Raw genomic sequence first — 17,064 nt, 5'->3', positions numbered from 1 at the left:
TCCACTGTGCGATTTGGATCGTGCTACTGCGTTTGAGCTCTCCCCAAAGATTCTTGTAACGTTTGAATTTTTCCGAGGTTTTGAGTGCTCGTTTTCAGACCGTCTTCGTTTCTTTTCATCAGATCATCGAAGAACGCTGGACTACTAAACTTCGTCCAATTCGGCACCACAGTAGGCGAGGGCGTGGCGCTCGGAGTATTGCCGCCCGAGTTCTGGAGTAGCGCGATCTTTTCGTTGGCGACCCGCAAGGCTTCTGTAACTTTCGTGAGATCTTCCCTCGTCTTAATTCCCTCGTTCGCAAGACTCGTCACTTGTGTGGCGAGTTCCGAAGTTTCTGTCCTTGTTGTAAATTTAAAACCCTTGTCTGACCATTCAAACGTCGTGACGAAGGGAAGACAGAACAGCGCGACACCCGCGCCAGCGATCACCGCTTGCCCCACGGAGACATCGATTTTCCTGAAGATAAGCGAAAGAGCCAGGGCGGCGATGACTACACCGCCTGCCATGAACACAAAGTCATTGAGCCCGAAACCTGCGCTACTGTTCCGAGCTACCGATTCTTGCGCATTTGCAGCCAAGGTCGCAGCTGCGAAGGACGCGGAAACTATCAAAAGGCGGAGAGTTACCCGAAAGAAACGATGCATTGAATCCCCCAACCAACATCTTTGCGAAGTATGAATTAACGCTACCTTTAGTAAATCGGCGAGAATTGGCGGGGGTTTAGCCATCCTGATCCTCTCTGGATCATAGAGAAGATACTAAGCGGCTCTCCGGTGACAAATATCTTTCAGTATATGCCCAACACCGCATTGCCGATCCCCCGATCACGCTTGTCTATAATGTCGTTAGAGTGGACCTTCCTTCAAAATCGAGCAAGTACTCCAAAATGGGTAAGCTTGGCCAAAAGGTATTCCAGCATTGATAACTCGATGACGATAAATACTTGAATCTACGTCGAAAATGCAGGCTTTCTGAATTCAAAGTTGGAGTTAATGAGAGAATAATTCTGGCAATTGGACATGAATACCGTCGTATTATTTGTCGTGAGAATGACATATCAATTGTGCATTGTTTGATCGTCCAGTATGGGGAGGCGAGCATGGGGAAGATTGTTTCAGCACGCGCTTACGTGAACAATGAAGTTGCTTATGTCGCGTGGGATATTGACGAAAAAATCGATGAATGCCTTGGTTTCGAAGTGGTCCGCGTTTACCTGAACGAGGACGAAAGTGTTGCGAAGCGCCCGGATGGCCAAGATGATCGGGTAACCTGCGCCGCCTGGGTGGCCTTCAAGGGACAACGGAACCCGCATTGGCTGCCGCAAACAACGTCCGTGTGGCCCGTGCAGAAACTTGCGTGGCGTGACCTTACATTGCGCAAGCGCCGGAACAGGGCAGAGCGTCGTCCCGATAACGTTAAAGTCCGGTACGATATTCGGCCATTGGGCGATCTGAAGCCTGGCCTTGAAGCGGCCCCAGATCCCACCCCCCAACTGGTGAAGATCAACAAGCTCGACGATAAGGGTAAGCCAATCGAGGCTGCCACGGGTGGCTTCGAGAAAATCGAAGTCAAGGCTTATGAGGGGACTCCGCGTCCTCTCGGCTATCTCGGTCCAGTTGTGTCGACGAATCCGGTTGTCGTGACGCGAAAGATTGGTTCATTTCAGTCGACCTTCACCAACGGTATCCTTGCGGCGCAGTGGCTTCGCAATGTGTTGTTGGCAGATGGTGTGAAAGAGCCGAATGAATTGATTAATATGATCTCGGATCCGAAAAACGGAATCCGAAAATATCTCGCGGGCGATGTTCTGCCTTTGCTCCACGAATTGTTCCTTCGGCCGGGCAAGTTTCTGATAGCCCTCTACGAACTGGAAGATGAAGAACTCCTTGAACTCCTTCTTGCCAATAAGGATCGTATCCGCATCATCCTGGCAAATACCGGTCTGGTTGATGGGGGCTGGGACGCCCGGAATGCAAAAGCACGAGAAGCGCTGATCGCGGCCGGTGTCGACATCCAGCATCGTATGTTCAACAACTCCACCCACATCGGCCACAACAAATTTGTTGTACATATCCCGGACGACGGTAGTGCACGGGCAGTGTTCACGGGCAGTACAAATTGGACTGCGACAGGTCTCGCGGGACAGACCAACAACGCACTCCTGATTGAGAACGATCAGGTTGCTGGTGCCTTTGTCGATTATTGGCAGCGGATGCTTGAGGACGAGATCGAAGTCCCTGCCGAATTCGACGATGGCATGCCCGACAATCAGCAAGGCAAGGACTTTCGGAGGAAGAACGAAACGCCGTCCCGCATAACGCTTGCTAGCGGCGCCACGATCGAAGCATGGTTCTCGCCAAATATGCAAAGCAGAAAGAAGGGTTCCGCTACTCCGCCGGATCTGCGTGAGGTTTATCGGCTGATGCGCCGGGCTGAAGATACGGTCCTGTTCCTCGCATTCTACCCAGCACAGCGCGGCAAGGACTGCATCGTAGGGGAAGCAATCGATATTGGCCTTAAGGACCAAAAGCTCATCGTCACCGGGGCGGTTTCCAGTGCGCAAGCCATGCCCAATTACGTGCCGGGCAGGAAGCACGATCCCGATGATCCGGACGACGACGAGGAGGGAGTGTCGCCGCACACATTCCAGGAGGCCAATGTCTCGATCGTGCGCGCCTCGCGCATCGATGATCGCGCACTGCTCGCCGACTTCGGCGCTGAAGAATTGACCGCCAAGGGGGGCATTGGCGCGATCATTCACGACAAGCTCGTTGTCATCGATCCGCTATCCAATGACTGTGTAGTCATCCTTGGCAGCCACAATCTCGGCTTCAAGGCGTCCTATTCTAACGACGAGAACTTCGTGATCGTACGCGGCGACAAGGCTTTGGCTGAGGCTTACGCCGTTCATATTCTCGATGTGTACGATCATTATCGCTTTCGGGCCGTTGAGGCGGAGCTTAAACGCCAGGGCAAGAAGGGCTGGTCTGGCTTTCTCGCCACCGATGATGCCTGGCTCGATGGATATGCCGATCATTCAAAGGGAGCCTTGATGCGGTATTTCGCGCAAGGATGAGTATTGGCGCCGAGGAACCATGGAGAGCGACAGTTTGGATATCTACCACCAAATCTGGGACGCCGATCAAGCCGGAAATGGGATTCAGGCCATTCTGCCTGGCCAGGCGGGTTATGCAAGCCGCGGGCAGGCTGGCGCCAACGGGGCCGCTGGGACCAAGCAAGCGGAAGCCAGCGCAACGGATCTGAGCTTGCCTTCCTCTGCCAACGGTTGGTCAATTGCTAAGCCCTGAACCCAATTAGCTATTTTGATGATAATTTCCAGGATGATCATCTTGGCGTAAAGTGTTTCGCCGGGCCGTTATCCCGGCATGAGGCTCAGTAGTGTGGCTCCCTTGCAAACTACTGAGCCTTACTCGTTACAGCCCCGGCGCCCCAATATAAATCAGAAGCTCAACAAGCCGTGAATTCTCCGGAGCCGCCATTTGCGATGCCAGGACGATGATGTCCCACATTAGCTTAATGCGTACACTCGCGGAGTTGCTTTCCCTTGTAACCATCCGGGATCCCCGTCACCTCGTGCACGAGAGCGAGCGTTTCAATCCAGGCGGCGATGCATGCTGGAACCGGCTGCCGGCCCTCCGCCCATGCCCGCACGAGATAGCGGTCGCATTCGAGTATGCCGGCAAGCGTTTCCTGCGACCAGAACAGGTAGGCGAGGCATTCGGAAAAGCGGATATGATCCATATGAAATCCTAAATTCAACACCAAATCGTATCAGCGGCATGTATCATTTTTCAGACAGCCGGCTTCAGTGTTGAGGCTCCCTGCGATTGGTCTATCCTGACAGGCTGCCGGGACTTCGGGTTTTCCAGGCAAGCGAGCGATCCGCATTTCGGGCTCAAAGGGTTCCATCAAGGATCTCTTGCTTGATACCCAGCATCAGCCGCAGAAATCTGATGCGTCTGCAGCCTCAAGCATAATCGCCTTGGTTTCGTCGGCGTAGCGGAAATCGATATCATCGCCGAACCGGCTCAACCGAACTGCGAGATCCGCATCGTCATCGTTTGCCGAGTGTCCCGAGATCGCAGCCAGGGTCTGGTAACAACGGATGGCGGCAGATGCCTCGCGGAGAAGCGCTTGTTTTTCCTGGGTTATGAGAAATAGAGAATCGTTAGCGTACCTGATCAGATCGCGATTGATCGTATTCCGTACTCTCGTCATCACTCCAGATCGGGTACGTCGCCAGATTAAAACAGAACCGTCGGCGGTCCGTACCCATCCATACCCGGTTCTGCCTCCCGGCTCCAGGCGATCACGCCGGCGTGCTTGCCGGCCAGGTGGCGTGCCGTGCGAAGCGCCTGCTCTTCGCTGTCAAACTTTGCAGCGTCAAACGCCGGCACGAGCTTACCGTCATCCGACCTGAAGAATGCCATGACAACAATGAGCTGAGGGGGTTGGGTCATGAAAAGGATTTTTCTGGTGTGCGCAGTCAGATTGCCATAACATTGTGTCAGCAATTTCATTCGGGCAAGGGCGAACGACAAATCTTGATCACGGCAGGAAGCGAACGCTCCACCTCGATCGGATTTGGCTTCCTGCGCGTTGCCACTGCCGAAATCGATGTCCACAACGCATGCCGGCCGAAATGGGCATGCTTCAGCTGCTCTTCAAATATCGGGCAAGTCTACAGGTACCTTGATCATGTCCGAACTGCTGGGTCCACCCAAAATAGGCCACGTCATCCAGGCAAAGAATGGAATGCACCCGCCCCAATCTTGAGGGCGATAGCCAGCCACACCGCTCCTGCTCCTTTGGTTACCAAATCAAATAGGTCGTCGACCGCGATGGCGGCACCAAGGTCAATTGGATAATCGTTCCTAATCGGCACCGCGCTTGGCAAGGCGTTAGTTCTTCACCGCCCAAGTTGATGTGCGTTGTAGCCCAAGCGGGCTCGATCGCTGCCCGCTATCGTTTCGTGATGTTATCCTGCCACGTCCTCGAAGAGGAGCGGCTAGACGTGGCGGTCAAACGACTTGGCTGGATTCTCGCTTGAGGGAGCAATTAGGAAAGGGAGCAACGACAATGGCGGTCCGCGGCACCGGAAACCAGGCAGGCAACGGCAATAATGGAGCTGCCCCCAGCTTTGCGCCCATTGAAACTGAGTTGAAGCTGCGTGCCTTACCGAGCGCCCTCAATCAGGTTCGAACCTCACCCGGTATACTACAATGCGCGCGCAACAAGGGAACAATCCGCCGGTTGGAAGCGACGTATTACGACACGACGGATCACCGGCTGTTTGACGCCGGCCTTTCCTTGCGGGTTCGGCGCAGCGGCAAACACTTTACGCAAACGGTCAAACGTTTGGCGGCCAATGGTCCGTTGGCGCGCGAGGAATGGGAAGCATCGGTCGGGACGCGCGCCCCTGATCTTAGCGTGTTGCCAACGGCCGAAATTGACGGGATTTTCAACACGATTCCCGTCGATCAGCTTGTGCCGATCCTTGTCACCAGGATACGGCGTCATGCGATTGCCGTCGATGTGCCGGATGGGCAGATCGAAGTTGCGTTCGACGACGGTGTGATCGAAGCCGGAGCCGAGCAGGAGCCGGTATCGGAAATCGAGCTTGAACTGAAACAGGGCAGGACCGCGGCGCTTTACCAGTTGGGTCTCGGCTTGTTGGATGTTGCGCCGCTCTGCCTTGAAACGCAGAGCAAATCCGCACGCGGCTATGCGCTGGCGCTGGGTATTCATCCGGTGGCGATGAAGGCTGGTTCGTCAAATCTTCGCCGCGAAGACAGCGTCGATGAGGGGATTGCCAAACTGTTGTCGGGCTGTCACCAACAGATACTGTCCAATCTTTGCCCCGCGACAAGTGACCGTGAACCCGAAGGTGTGCACCAGCTGCGCGTAGCCTTGCGGCGTTTGCACACGGCTTTGTATTTTCTGCGGCGTGAGCTCGACGCGCCCTCGCTGCAGGCGCTTGATGCCGAAGCAAAGCGCTTCGCACGGACATTGGGACCGGCTCGGAATTGGGATGTCTTTATCGATTCAACACTCGCTGATCTCGAGAAGGCGAATCTCCCGGAAATTGAATTCTCCGCACTGCGCGACGCCAGCGCTCCCTTCCGGGATCAAGCCTATCAGGAAATGCGCGAAAGCATTGCCGACCCGCAAACTAACCGCTTTCTGTTGTCGCTGGGGCTCGCCATCGAGCAGAAAAGCTGGCGCAATGAAGTTTCAGGTGAGGATTTGGGTATATTCACCGAACCGTTGACGAAGTTTGCCGCCCGCGTCCTTACCCGCCTCGAGCGCAAGGCCCTCAAGCGCGGGCATCACTTCCGCCAGATGCGACCGGAAGCACGCCACAAGCTGCGACTTACCTTGAAAAAATTGCGCTACGCCACAGAGTTCTTTCTGCCGCTTTGTTCCAGTGAGGCCTCGTCCAAGGAATATCTCAGGCAACTGTCGCGGCTACAGGATGCCTTGGGCGAAGCCAATGACATCAAAACCTCGCGAACATTATTGTCCGGTATCCGGGAAGGTGTGCATAGTCCCGATGTACATTGCGCCATCGGCGCGGTAGCCGGCTGGCAAGGACATCGCGAGCTTGCGGGCGCCGACCGGTTGAACAACCGGTGGCGCAAGTTCAAGCGCACAGCACCGTTCTGGCCCTGCTGAGGGGCTCGCCCGGAATGCGATCTCCTATTCAGCGTCGCGCAACGGCTGTGGTTCGCCATAGCGTTTGTAAAGCCGGCATCCGGTGCCGACGGCTGTTTCGTAAAGGCTGTCGCCGGGCTTGATCTCCGCCCAAGTGGAATGCGAGGGACCAACCCGCAGGCGAGGCCGAATGTTGAGGCCGGCAATTGCGGAGAGTTCCGCCGCATAGGCCTCAAGCGCTCGCCGATCCATTCCGGTGTAGCATGTCGCGAGATGCAGATAGTTCTCCAGTGCCTCCTGCCCGACACTGTCCTTGTTGCTGATCGCCAGATTGTCGACCGGCCCGAGCAACAGCTCTGAAGCGCATTGGATGACGGTGTCGTCCCACGTCCTATCCTGCAGGAAGATCTCGTGTTCCTGAGTGGCAAATCCATGCGTGCGATGGTGTGTCGGCAAGCATTTTACGAAGGGGCGGGCAACCTCGGCATCGTCGAAAATCTGGTGAACAAGCGCCTTGCCTTGTGAAAAGGACATCGTCCTGCGGATCGGTTTGATGTGCTTAAGCCAAGCAATGTCACGGACCTGCGCCGGTACCGCTGCCTTGCTGAATTTGGTCATCTCGGCCACCTTGACTACCCCTGCCAGTGCTCTGACGGCAGTGCACTTTATCAGAAGCGAATCTTGACCATGAAATAAGGGCATAATTTTATGTAAATTTGAGGCAAGCAATAAATAAAATGGCTAGATCGACGCGGCTTTTGTTACGCAATTGTCACATTCTGCCTGCGTTCCAGGCGCGACACCTCATCCGTCCATCAACCGACCATATCTATGGCTCCCACTGCTCGCTTCACACGAGAGGGAGACGGCAAAGCGTTTGGTCAATGGTTTGAAACACTAACCCCGACAAATGCGGCGACGGCAAGCCGTCACTCCAAATACGGCTTCGCCTGGAAGATCTCGGAAATACCGGGCCGAGGGGGAAAATCCACGAAGGGCTAGCATCAAAACCACCACCAGCTAATTTTTCAGAATACGAACGATGGTCTGTTAGGATCGCGAAACGGAACACATTTTGGCACAGACCAATTGATGGTCAATTCGCTCTATCGGTCTCGCCATCCTCTTCAAACGCAACATCAACATTTAAATGGGCATCGACGGCATGATGCATCGCTGTCCGTAGTTCGTCCGCATTTTTGCCGGAAAGGGTCGAGCCATGATCGATGCCTGCAATGGCTCCAACAAATTGACCATTGTTTGCGTCCATGGCGATGGTGCAAACATAGTCGCGATACATCCAAGCCACGGTTCCACTTCGACGGGCCGATTGGCGGGCGAATTTTCGGATTAACCGTCGCTGCCGGAGGAAATTCGAACATCGTGCGCGCTTCATGCTATGCCCGCTACATTGGATCGCCGATTGAAATCTGCCACCAATTGCAACGCTTAGCCATTATATTTTGATATGCTAAGTGCGTGCGTAGGATAAATTCTAGAAGGTGCGGTGAATACCCGACATGGTGGGACGTGAGTGTAAGTTACAGGGGCTTCAACCCGCCCGACGCTAACCGCTTAAGCCGCATGGATGATAGAATGGCGGCGATCAAAAACGAAAGTCCGGAGAATGAGATGACATTTCTGAGCGGGCTATCCATGCGAAAATTTTCCTCGCCGTACTTCCTCAAAATGCGGCTCATTGTGACTATCGCTCGCGTTTGCGAACGCCCGGATAGGCGCGGCCCTCGATGATGTCCGCGGAGTACTCATCGCAGATGGATTGGACGAGGTCTACCACACCTTCTTTTCGCACCATTCCACCTTGTCGCCGGCACCTTGATAATTATCGGCGGCGATCTGGGCTTTCTTGCGATCCTCGTATTTTTCGATCTCAAACCAGCACTTATCGCCTTTTTGCTCAACGACGCACCACAACCACTCTTTGGTCAGGCGGTCTACATGCTGGACAAACCGTAGAGTTACGAGCTCGATCTTCACTTTCGATCGGCTTTTGCGTAGCTCGACGATTGGGGCCGACTTTTTCCTGCCTATCATCAGGTTAGCAGCCATGCGGCGCTCCTCCTCTTCAGTCAAATCGTCGTCGCTCATCTCATGCCTTTCAAAACGAGTAAGAGAGTTGCCTTTCTATCAGGTCTTGTCGTACCTCGTGCAACGATCGCACGTCTTTTTCCACACTGTCTTTGCCCCGATCAATTCAACTCAACCTGTATCCGCCAATTCGCGCGCTCGTTGCCGGGTAACCGCAGTTCCAGAGGTCTTGCTTGCCTGTGCACGTGTCTCTTTCGTTTTGCCGGGATGGCATCGCTATTGTTAAGGATTGAAGCGTATTCGATAAAACTAGGCACCATCTCATCCTGACTTTGAGCCATCTTCATATCCTGGGTAGTCGTGCTAGCCATTATAATAGCGAAACCTGCTTCGGCTATCGGTGTGGACGGCGTTGTCGGGTTCCGCGGAGCTGAGCTTGGTGTTTGCCTGGCCAATTCGTTCGAATGGCTGACCCTGCACAAATAGGCAATCGCCCCCTTGGTCCGGGCTGTCTTAGCTCTAATCTCGCGCAACGGCCGGCGGTGCAGCGAAGTTATGCTTGGTTTTGCCAACGGCCGAGGCAACGGCGCTGAACACGAAGACGCCCACCACGATCATAGCGGCAATGATAACCATATCTCTCGTATGCAGCGGATCATCCGGCATCATAGCCAACTCCATGGGGGTGTTTGAACATTCTGCTCGAGCAAATGCTCTTTCGGCAATAACCCGCCAATTGAGCATATTTGGTTAAATCGCACCCCCTTAGAGGTCTGGCGTGTGAAAAGAAGCGCACGAGCTTCCGCCAGCCCCATGGAAGGCTGACTTAGCCAAAATGCTTGACTGTTGTTAATTGCAGAAGCCTTTTTGGACAGGAGCCTGGATCGCATCGCACACGTTCGATGAATCGCAAAGGCAAGATTAGGTGCGGCTTCAGGAACAGACGGCCACAGCCTGCTCTTCGAACGCATGTATTGAGTTCACGATTGCTTCTTCTGGGAGCATCGATCAGGGCGGTTGGCGTTGTGCAGCCACCGGTCGTCAAGTGCTCATAGGATGGCGCCGTTCAGGTTGCAACAGGATTGATCGCCCCCGGTTCGGCTGAAGTTCGATCGACTCCGTTCGTCACCAATCGGATTCGATGCCATCGGCCGAACTCTTTATCGTCATATCCAGTGAGCCGTCCGGTCGCCGGAAGAGGTCGTAGGTAATCCGGTTGATGATCTCGTTGTCTTGGTCGAACACCAGTACCTTGGGCTTCATCTCGATCGCTTCATCGATCTGGCAGTAGACGCTGGATGCTATGATGATTTCATCCCCAAGCTGGACGTTCGCGCCGCGGCCCCATTGAGCATGCAGCAGCGCGAGCCGGCTTCCCCGTAGAGGACATAGGTGCTTATTCGAGCACCCGACATCTTGTTTAGTCAATTTATGTGTTCGCTTTTTCTTCCGGCTCTACGTGTATTGTGACCACCGCATCCTGAATCACCTTGCGCAGTGCGGCTTCGATCTGGAGAGCCGTGAAAAATAACGCAAAGTCAAACCATTCTGCAATTAGTTCGCACTTGCAAACTCGGCGCGGGCCCAATACAGGTGCATTTGCAACGCATTCGCAATAAGGAAATGATGAACATGTTTGATCGCGTCAGACGCAGGTTTCTCGTGGGGGTTACAGGAGCAATGGCGCTTGGCGTCATAACAGGATCCGCGCTTGCCCAGGAGAAGTTCAAGGCCGTAACCACCTTCACCGTGATCGCGGATATGGCGAAGAACGTGGCGGGGGACGCCGCGATCGTGGAATCGATCACCAAGCCGGGGGCCGAGATTCACAATTATCAGCCGACACCGGGCGATATCCAGAAAGCGCAAGGCGCGCAGCTCATCCTCTGGAACGGGCTCAATCTCGAGCTGTGGTTCGAGAAATTCTTCCAGAACCTGGAAGACGTGCCGGGCGCAGTCGTCTCCGATGGGGTCGAACCGATGGGCATCGCCGAAGGACCTTACGCTGGCAAGCCCAACCCCCATGCCTGGATGTCACCGAAGAATGCGCTGATCTATGTCGACAACATCCGCGACGCTTTCGTGAAGCACGATCCGAAGAATGCCGAGACCTACAAGGCCAATGCCGAGGCCTACAAAAAGAAGATCACAGCAGCGATAGCGCCGATCCGGGCGAAGCTCGACGCAATCCCGGCGGACAAACGCTGGCTAGTGTCGAGCGAGGGAGCGTTCAGCTATCTCACACGCGACTTTGGCCTGAAGGAACTTTATCTCTGGCCGATCAACGCCGACCAGCAGGGCACGCCGCAACAGGTTCGCAAGGTCATCGATGCGGTCAAGGCCAATAAGATCGTTGCCGTCTTCAGCGAAAGCACGATTTCCGACAAACCTGCCAGGCAGGTGGCCCGCGAGACAGCAACCCTTTATGGCGGCGTCCTTTATGTCGACTCGCTGAGCGATGCCGACGGTCCGGTTCCGACCTATATCGACCTTCTTCGCGTAACCTCCGACACGGTCGAAAAGGGCCTGACGCAGGGACTGTCGCAATGAACGCCTTCGTTTCACCTATTTCCCCCGCGCGGTCTTCGGGTGCGGGCTCTGGGCTTGCCGTGCGGGGCGCCACCGTCACCTATCGCAACGGCCATACCGCGCTGCGTGATGCGAGCTTCCAGATCCCGACGGGCACGATCACCGCGCTTGTCGGGGTCAATGGTTCGGGAAAGTCGACGCTGTTCAAGGCGATCATGGGCTTCGTCCGCCTCGCAAGGGGCGATATCTCCATTCTTGGCCAGCCAGTCGACCTCGCGCTCAAGAAGAACCTCGTGGCCTATGTGCCGCAAAGCGAGGACGTTGACTGGAACTTCCCGGTTCTGGTCGAAGATGTTGTCATGATGGGCCGCTACGGCCATATGGGCATGATGCGCATTGCTAGAGCCGCCGATCATGAGGCGGTGTCGTCCGCACTCGCCCGTGTGGGCATGAGCGATTTCCGCAAGCGCCAGATCGGCGAGCTTTCGGGCGGGCAGAAAAAGCGGGTCTTCCTGGCCCGCGCGCTGGCGCAGAATGGTCGTGTCATCCTGCTCGATGAGCCTTTCACCGGCGTCGATGTCAAGACCGAGGATAGTATTGTCAAGCTCCTGCGCGGGTTGCGCGACGAGGGCAGGGTAATCCTGGTCTCCACCCATAACCTCGGCAGTGTACCGGAGTTCTGCGACCGGACAGTGCTGATCAACGGCACCGTGCTCGCTTACGGCGCGACGACAGAGACCTTCACACAGGCGAACCTCGAAAAGACCTTTGGCGGTGTGCTTCGCCACTTCGTACTGCACGAGGCCAAAGGCAGCAAGCCACATGCGCTCGATCTCATCACCGATGATGAACGTCCGCTCGTCCTTTATAACGACAAACCCACCGCGCGTGATGCTGCAACGGGCAATGGGGAGCGGACTTGATGAACCTCATCCTCGAACCCTTTACCTATAACTATATGGTCAATGCCATGTGGGTTTCCGCCCTGGTCGGCGGGGTCTGCGCCTTTCTGTCCTGCTATTTGATGCTCAAGGGCTGGTCGCTGATCGGCGATGCGCTTTCGCATGCCATCGTCCCTGGCGTCGCCGGCGCCTACATGCTGGGGCTTCCGTTTTCGATCGGTGCCTTTTTCTCTGGCGGACTGGCTGCCGCCGCCATGCTGTTGCTCAATCAGCGTACCAAGCTGAAGGAGGACGCCATCATCGGCTTGATTTTCTCGTCCTTCTTCGGTCTTGGCCTCTTCATGGTGTCGCTGTCGCCGACCTCGGTGAACATCCAGACCATTGTGCTCGGCAATATCCTCGCCATCACCCCAGAGGATACGCTTCAACTTGCCATCATCGGCTTTGTCTCGCTGGCGATCCTGCTGGTGAAGTGGAAGGACCTGATGGTTGTCTTTTTCGATGAAAGCCATGCCCGTTCGATCGGGCTCAATCCGACAGCGCTCAAGATCATGTTTTTCACGCTGCTTTCCGCGTCCACGGTGGCGGCGCTCCAGACCGTTGGCGCCTTCCTCGTCATCTGCATGGTGGTGACACCAGGCGCGACTGCCTATCTGCTCACCGACCGATTTCCGCGCCTGCTCGGCATCGCTGTCGCCATGGGAGCTTGGACCAGCTTCGCAGGCGCTTATGCCAGCTATTTCCTCGACGGCGCCACCGGCGGCATCATTGTCGTCCTACAGACATTGATTTTCCTTCTTGCGTTTGTCTTTGCGCCCAAGCACGGCATGCTCGCCGCGCGCCGGCGGGCAAGTCAGACGTTGGAGGCCGGCCTATGAGCATTCTCGACACATTACTCACGCCGTTCCAGTTCGAGTTTATGGTCAACGCGCTCATCATCTCGGTGCTGGTCGCGATCCCCACCGCCCTGCTGTCGTGCTTCCTCGTGCTGAAGGGCTGGTCGCTGATGGGAGATGCGATCAGTCACGCTGTCTTCCCCGGTATCGTCATCGCCTACGTCGTGGGCTTCCCATTTGCCGTTGGCGCCTTTACCGCCGGTATGATCTGCGCGCTGGCGACCGGTTTTCTCAAGGACAACAGCCGCATCAAGCAGGATACGGTGATGGGCATCGTCTTCTCCGGCATGTTCGGTTTCGGGCTGGTGCTCTATGTCAAGATCCAGCCGGACGTGCATCTCGACCACATACTGTTTGGTGACATGCTGGGCGTCAGCCTCCGGGACATTGCCGAGACTGCAATCATCGCGGCGATAACCGCCGGCATCATCATCGTTAAGTGGCGGGATTTCTTGCTGCACGCCTTCGATCCCGCACAGGCCAGGGCGGTCGGCCTGCGGGTCAGGCTTCTGCATTATGGGCTCCTGTGCCTGATTTCGCTGACCGTCGTCGGCGCTTTGAAAGCGGTCGGCATCATCCTCGCCATCGGCATGCTGATCGCGCCGGGGGCAATCGCCTTTCTGCTGACCCGCAAGTTTGGCACCACGCTGATCCTCTCGGTCGTTGTCGCAGGGATCGCCTCATTCCTCGGCGTCTATCTCGCGTTCTTCCTTGACAGTGCACCGGCCCCGACCATCGTGCTCCTGATGAGCATCGTCTTCATCGCCGCTGTCATATTCTCTACCCGCAGGGCCGCGCGAATCGAGCGGCGTGAGGCGAGCTGAGATCTGCCTATCCAATGCGGCTGGTGTCGAACCGGCCCCCGATACGCTGAAAATGGCGTTTCACGGAAATGAAGAACATTCGTCCGCCGCAGGGAGGGCACTGATTTACTACTTCGCCGGCGGTCTATTCCCGCGACGTTGCACTTTGGCCTTGAGCGGCTTCACGTAGATTTCGAGCTTGTGGCTGACGATCGAAAATCCGTGCTTGCGGGCGATCTCTTCCTGGAGGCGTTCGATTTCGTCCGAGCGGAACTCGATCACGTCACCGGTTTCGACATCGATCAGGTGGTCGTGATGCTCCTGGTGGGCCGGCTCATAACGTGCCCGGCCATCCGCGAATGTATGGCATTCCAGGACGCCCTTCTCCTGCAGCAAGCTGACCGTCCGGTAGACAGTGGCGATCGCAATGCCGCGATCAATCGCGTTCACGCGCCGATGCAACTCCACGACGTCAGGGTGGTCGGTTGCTTCTGACAGGACTTTCATGATGACCCGGCGCGGACCGGTCAGCCGCAAACCGTTTTCCTTGCAAAGCGTGGCTATATCTTTCTTGGACTGCATCATTGTATGAACCGACGCTTGAACTGTTGCTCTCACTGCTGATGGTCTGCAATAGTGAGAGAAGCAACGATGGATAGCCAGCGCTTTAGCTCAGTTGCGTCGCAATTGCAAAAGAAGACCGAACCTCAGCCGACGTCTGCGGCAAGGACGGTCGTTCTAGTTATCAACCTGAGTGCCGATTTCGCATCAGACCCAGACGCGCCATGTCACGGCGGAACTCGGCCTGGGTATTTTCTGGAAGAGACCCGCCTTCCGCCGTCTGCATTACGCCAAGCTTCTTCTCTGCTTTTCGTAACGTCGGATTAATCTCGCGAATTCCCAAACGCGCGAGCGTAGCGACCCAAACTCAATGGATCATCCTGTTGTTGCTAATCGGCAACACGCGAGCCCCGTCAATGCGTTAGTTCTTCACCACCCAAGTCGACGTGCGTTGTAGCCCAAGCGGGCTTGATCACTGCCCGCTATCGTTTCGTTATGTTGAGCCTGCGACGTCCTCGAAGAAGGAGCGGACAGATGTGGTGTGTCGAACAGCTTCGGCTGAGTGCATGCAAGGAGGGCAGCCGAGTTGGCTTGCAGACCAAACTCCGAAGACCTCAATCGGGAAATCGGCCAAAGACTTCGGGAGCTCCGGTTACTCGCTGGAATGACCCAGCAAGAGCTTGGAGCCGCAATTGGCGTTTCATACGTGCAGATTCAAAAGTACGAAAATGGCAAGAATCGAATAGCGGTCTCGACACTGATCGTTATTTGCCAAGCGCTTAATTCGGGTCTTATGGATTTTATCGGCCGCTACTTCGAGACGGGTATCCAAGCGCAAGGGCACCCAAGATCGTGGATAAGCATGTTTTGGATAAAGCTTCAGATGCCAGCCTTGTAGGTCGGCGGTGTTTATTTAAGGTTGTAGGAATGATTTGCTACCGTGGTCACCGTGTCGTCTCCGAATTACTTTGCCACAATTTCCGCTAATGGCGGTACGGTCGATGTGATATTCGTGCACGGTCTTTCCGGGGACCCTGTCGAGACATGGACGGCTGATGGTTCCAAAGAGTCCGAGGGAGGCTACTGGCCACAATGGCTAGCTGCGGATGTCCCGCATCTGAATCTCTATACCCTGGGTTTTCCCGCGAGCGTTTTTGCTCAATGGGCCAAAAAAGAGATGAACTTGTATGACCGCGCAAAGAACTTTCTTGAGACGCTGGCGAGCTACGAATTTGGCAAGCGGCCCATCATATTCATCTGTCACAGTCTCGGTGGCTTGTTGGTGAAGCAAATACTCAGGACTGCAAAGGAATCAACAGACGAAGATTGGCGAAGAGTCGGCGAGCGTTGTGTGGGCATTTTTTTCCTCGCTACACCGCACAGCGGTTCCAGCGTCGCAAACCTTCTGAAGTTCTTTGTGCAAGGATTCACTTCGGTTCATGTGAACAAGCTTTTAAATGACAATGCCGAATTGCAAGAGCTCAATGAGAGCTTCCGATCCCATTGTCATGCAAAGCCCATTACGGTTCTGGTTTATCATGAGCAACACCTCACCAGGAAAACCTTGCTGGTGGTTGACGCTAAAAGCGCCGATCCCGGAGTGACGGGAACGACGCCTGTTCCGATCGATGCAGATCACATTGGCATTTGTAAACCCCGTGACCGAAACAGCTTGATATATACAAGTATCAGGCACCGGATCCGAAAACTGGCGCCGGTTATCCCCCCAGACGAGCCAACAGGATTGGAAAAGTTCGCGGACGACGGTCTCGAAGACACGAGTCCGACCGACCGGCGAGATTTGATGTCGAAGATGGTTGCGGCGGGGCGGGACCATGAGTATCCGTTCGCGAACGATTCTCAGAGTAAATTTGCACGACCTTTTGTGAGAACAGGTCTGAAGACTTCAATTTCGACCGTGTACAAGAACTTGCTTGCTGATATCGAGCAGCGCTTTCAGACCTTGGTTTTTCATCCGCTGATCTGCAATGGCGCTGACGAACTGACGATATCAAAGGCGATTCAGAGCGAAATCGTTGAGCCGCTAAGTGCAAAATATGCGGCGGACAGAGCCACGGCCAAGACGATAATGAATGCGCTCTATTTTCTTACCGAGCGCTGCCACATTCGGTGGGACAGGCCATGACATATCGGCTTTGGTATGCGCAGCTTGACGTTGTAGATACGGCGCGTCGGTATCTTGCACTACTATCCAATTGGAAGAGCGAGGCGCCAACCCGTGACCGGCTCTTCGTCTCAGATTTCTACTTCGTAAATCCGAGCCTTCTTCATCTAACCCATATGACCCTCGATGTGCGCCGGGCATTTACAACTCTGCGGGTTCCAAAGCCCGAGGAAACGTTCATTCAATACCCTTCCCCACCAATTCTTTACAACAAAATGGGAGGCATTCAGTCTCAGGCTCTCCATAATCTCGTCGGAAAGGGTCTGCTCAATGTCGAGCTGGTGATTAATGATCGATATAAGCTCAGTGATGAAGGTCGTACTCTGGCTGAATGGCTTGGACCTCAGCTCATTCTTCCGAATGAGAAGCCGATCCTCAAATTCCTCATCGCTGATTTCGCAACGATTGGGCGAGGCAAGGGCGGATTGCGCGAAATGACAGGTCTCAGAAGGATTGGTACGTAA

Annotated in this window: 19 protein-coding genes; 9 read left to right on the top strand and 10 right to left on the bottom strand. The window is 55.1% G+C overall.

Features of this window, described 5'->3' with window-relative positions:
* Nucleotides 1-23: 23 nt before the first annotated feature.
* Complete coding sequence (locus CU103_RS19745; protein WP_106665760.1) at nt 24-644, bottom strand: hypothetical protein; 621 nt, start codon at nt 642-644, stop codon at nt 24-26.
* Nucleotides 645-1,099: 455 nt separating this feature from the next.
* On the opposite strand from CU103_RS19745, the gene CU103_RS19740 reads away from it, so the two are divergent.
* Nucleotides 1,100-3,076 (top strand): phospholipase D-like domain-containing protein, encoded by a 1,977-nt coding sequence (locus CU103_RS19740; protein WP_106665759.1) that lies wholly within the window; start codon nt 1,100-1,102, stop codon nt 3,074-3,076.
* Between the two features lie 458 nt (nt 3,077-3,534).
* On the opposite strand, the gene CU103_RS19730 is transcribed toward CU103_RS19740, so the two are convergent.
* The 3 genes from CU103_RS19730 to CU103_RS19720 form a co-directional block, all read right to left on the bottom strand.
* Entirely contained in the window at nt 3,535-3,762 is a 228-nt protein-coding gene (locus tag CU103_RS19730) for a hypothetical protein (RefSeq protein ID WP_106665757.1), read from the bottom strand.
* A gap of 195 nt (nt 3,763-3,957) precedes the next feature.
* On the bottom strand, nt 3,958-4,239 hold the full coding sequence (locus tag CU103_RS19725; RefSeq protein WP_106665756.1) for a hypothetical protein: 282 nt from the start codon (nt 4,237-4,239) through the stop codon (nt 3,958-3,960).
* 26 nt (nt 4,240-4,265) lie between these two features.
* Nucleotides 4,266-4,481, bottom strand: a complete 216-nt coding sequence (locus CU103_RS19720; RefSeq protein ID WP_106665907.1) for a hypothetical protein — start codon at nt 4,479-4,481, stop codon at nt 4,266-4,268.
* 619 nt (nt 4,482-5,100) lie between these two features.
* Between CU103_RS19720 and CU103_RS19715 the strand changes: the two genes are divergently transcribed.
* Nucleotides 5,101-6,696 carry a CYTH and CHAD domain-containing protein gene (locus CU103_RS19715; RefSeq protein WP_106665755.1) on the top strand — a complete coding sequence of 532 codons (1,596 nt, stop codon included), beginning with the start codon at nt 5,101-5,103 and terminating at the stop codon, nt 6,694-6,696.
* Between the two features lie 24 nt (nt 6,697-6,720).
* Here the strand turns inward: CU103_RS19715 and CU103_RS19710 are convergent, their stop codons facing one another.
* The 5 genes from CU103_RS19710 to CU103_RS32835 form a co-directional block, all read right to left on the bottom strand.
* Entirely contained in the window at nt 6,721-7,293 is a 573-nt protein-coding gene (locus tag CU103_RS19710) for a hypothetical protein (RefSeq protein ID WP_106665754.1), read from the bottom strand.
* A gap of 478 nt (nt 7,294-7,771) precedes the next feature.
* A complete protein-coding gene (locus CU103_RS19705) occupies nt 7,772-7,975 on the bottom strand; it encodes a hypothetical protein (protein ID WP_106665753.1) in 204 nt (67 codons plus the stop codon).
* Between the two features lie 491 nt (nt 7,976-8,466).
* Complete coding sequence (locus CU103_RS19700) at nt 8,467-8,784, bottom strand: hypothetical protein (protein WP_106665752.1); 318 nt, start codon at nt 8,782-8,784, stop codon at nt 8,467-8,469.
* 459 nt (nt 8,785-9,243) lie between these two features.
* Nucleotides 9,244-9,393: a hypothetical protein gene (locus tag CU103_RS31485; protein WP_170117071.1), complete on the bottom strand. Its 150-nt coding sequence runs from the start codon at nt 9,391-9,393 to the stop codon at nt 9,244-9,246.
* Between the two features lie 456 nt (nt 9,394-9,849).
* Nucleotides 9,850-10,152 carry an aspartate 1-decarboxylase gene (locus CU103_RS32835; RefSeq protein ID WP_425350623.1) on the bottom strand — a complete coding sequence of 101 codons (303 nt, stop codon included), beginning with the start codon at nt 10,150-10,152 and terminating at the stop codon, nt 9,850-9,852.
* Between the two features lie 204 nt (nt 10,153-10,356).
* Between CU103_RS32835 and CU103_RS19685 the strand changes: the two genes are divergently transcribed.
* Genes CU103_RS19685 through CU103_RS19670 form a run of 4 tightly spaced genes read left to right on the top strand, consistent with a single transcriptional unit; the run spans nt 10,357 to nt 13,875 of the window.
* Nucleotides 10,357-11,274, top strand: coding sequence for a metal ABC transporter substrate-binding protein (locus CU103_RS19685; protein WP_106665750.1), 918 nt, complete (start codon nt 10,357-10,359; stop codon nt 11,272-11,274).
* A complete protein-coding gene (locus tag CU103_RS19680; RefSeq protein WP_106665749.1) occupies nt 11,271-12,176 on the top strand; it encodes a manganese/iron ABC transporter ATP-binding protein in 906 nt (301 codons plus the stop codon). Before CU103_RS19685 ends, CU103_RS19680 begins: the two co-directional genes overlap by 4 nt.
* Nucleotides 12,176-13,033 carry a metal ABC transporter permease gene (locus CU103_RS19675; RefSeq protein ID WP_106665748.1) on the top strand — a complete coding sequence of 286 codons (858 nt, stop codon included), beginning with the start codon at nt 12,176-12,178 and terminating at the stop codon, nt 13,031-13,033. Before CU103_RS19680 ends, CU103_RS19675 begins: the two co-directional genes overlap by 1 nt.
* Complete coding sequence (locus CU103_RS19670; RefSeq protein ID WP_106665747.1) at nt 13,030-13,875, top strand: metal ABC transporter permease; 846 nt, start codon at nt 13,030-13,032, stop codon at nt 13,873-13,875. The genes CU103_RS19675 and CU103_RS19670 overlap by 4 nt, the downstream gene beginning before the upstream one ends.
* A 108-nt stretch (nt 13,876-13,983) precedes the next feature.
* Here the strand turns inward: CU103_RS19670 and CU103_RS19665 are convergent, their stop codons facing one another.
* On the bottom strand, nt 13,984-14,439 hold the full coding sequence (locus CU103_RS19665) for a Fur family transcriptional regulator (RefSeq protein ID WP_425350621.1): 456 nt from the start codon (nt 14,437-14,439) through the stop codon (nt 13,984-13,986).
* A 538-nt stretch (nt 14,440-14,977) separates the two neighbouring features.
* Here CU103_RS19665 and CU103_RS32830 point away from each other — a divergent pair.
* Genes CU103_RS32830 through CU103_RS19650 form a run of 3 tightly spaced genes read left to right on the top strand, consistent with a single transcriptional unit; the run spans nt 14,978 to nt 17,064 of the window.
* Entirely contained in the window at nt 14,978-15,313 is a 336-nt protein-coding gene (locus tag CU103_RS32830) for a helix-turn-helix domain-containing protein (RefSeq protein WP_425350620.1), read from the top strand.
* Between the two features lie 42 nt (nt 15,314-15,355).
* Nucleotides 15,356-16,561 carry an ABC-three component system protein gene (locus CU103_RS19655; RefSeq protein ID WP_106665745.1) on the top strand — a complete coding sequence of 402 codons (1,206 nt, stop codon included), beginning with the start codon at nt 15,356-15,358 and terminating at the stop codon, nt 16,559-16,561.
* Nucleotides 16,558-17,064 (top strand): ABC-three component system middle component 5, encoded by a 507-nt coding sequence (locus CU103_RS19650; RefSeq protein WP_106665744.1) that lies wholly within the window; start codon nt 16,558-16,560, stop codon nt 17,062-17,064. The genes CU103_RS19655 and CU103_RS19650 overlap by 4 nt, the downstream gene beginning before the upstream one ends.

It is taken from the genome of Phyllobacterium sophorae (assembly GCF_003010965.1).
Taxonomy (GTDB): Bacteria; Pseudomonadota; Alphaproteobacteria; order Rhizobiales; family Rhizobiaceae; genus Phyllobacterium; species Phyllobacterium sophorae.
The sequence above is the reverse complement of the archived record's forward strand: the minus strand, read 5'-3'. Positions and strand labels throughout refer to the sequence as shown.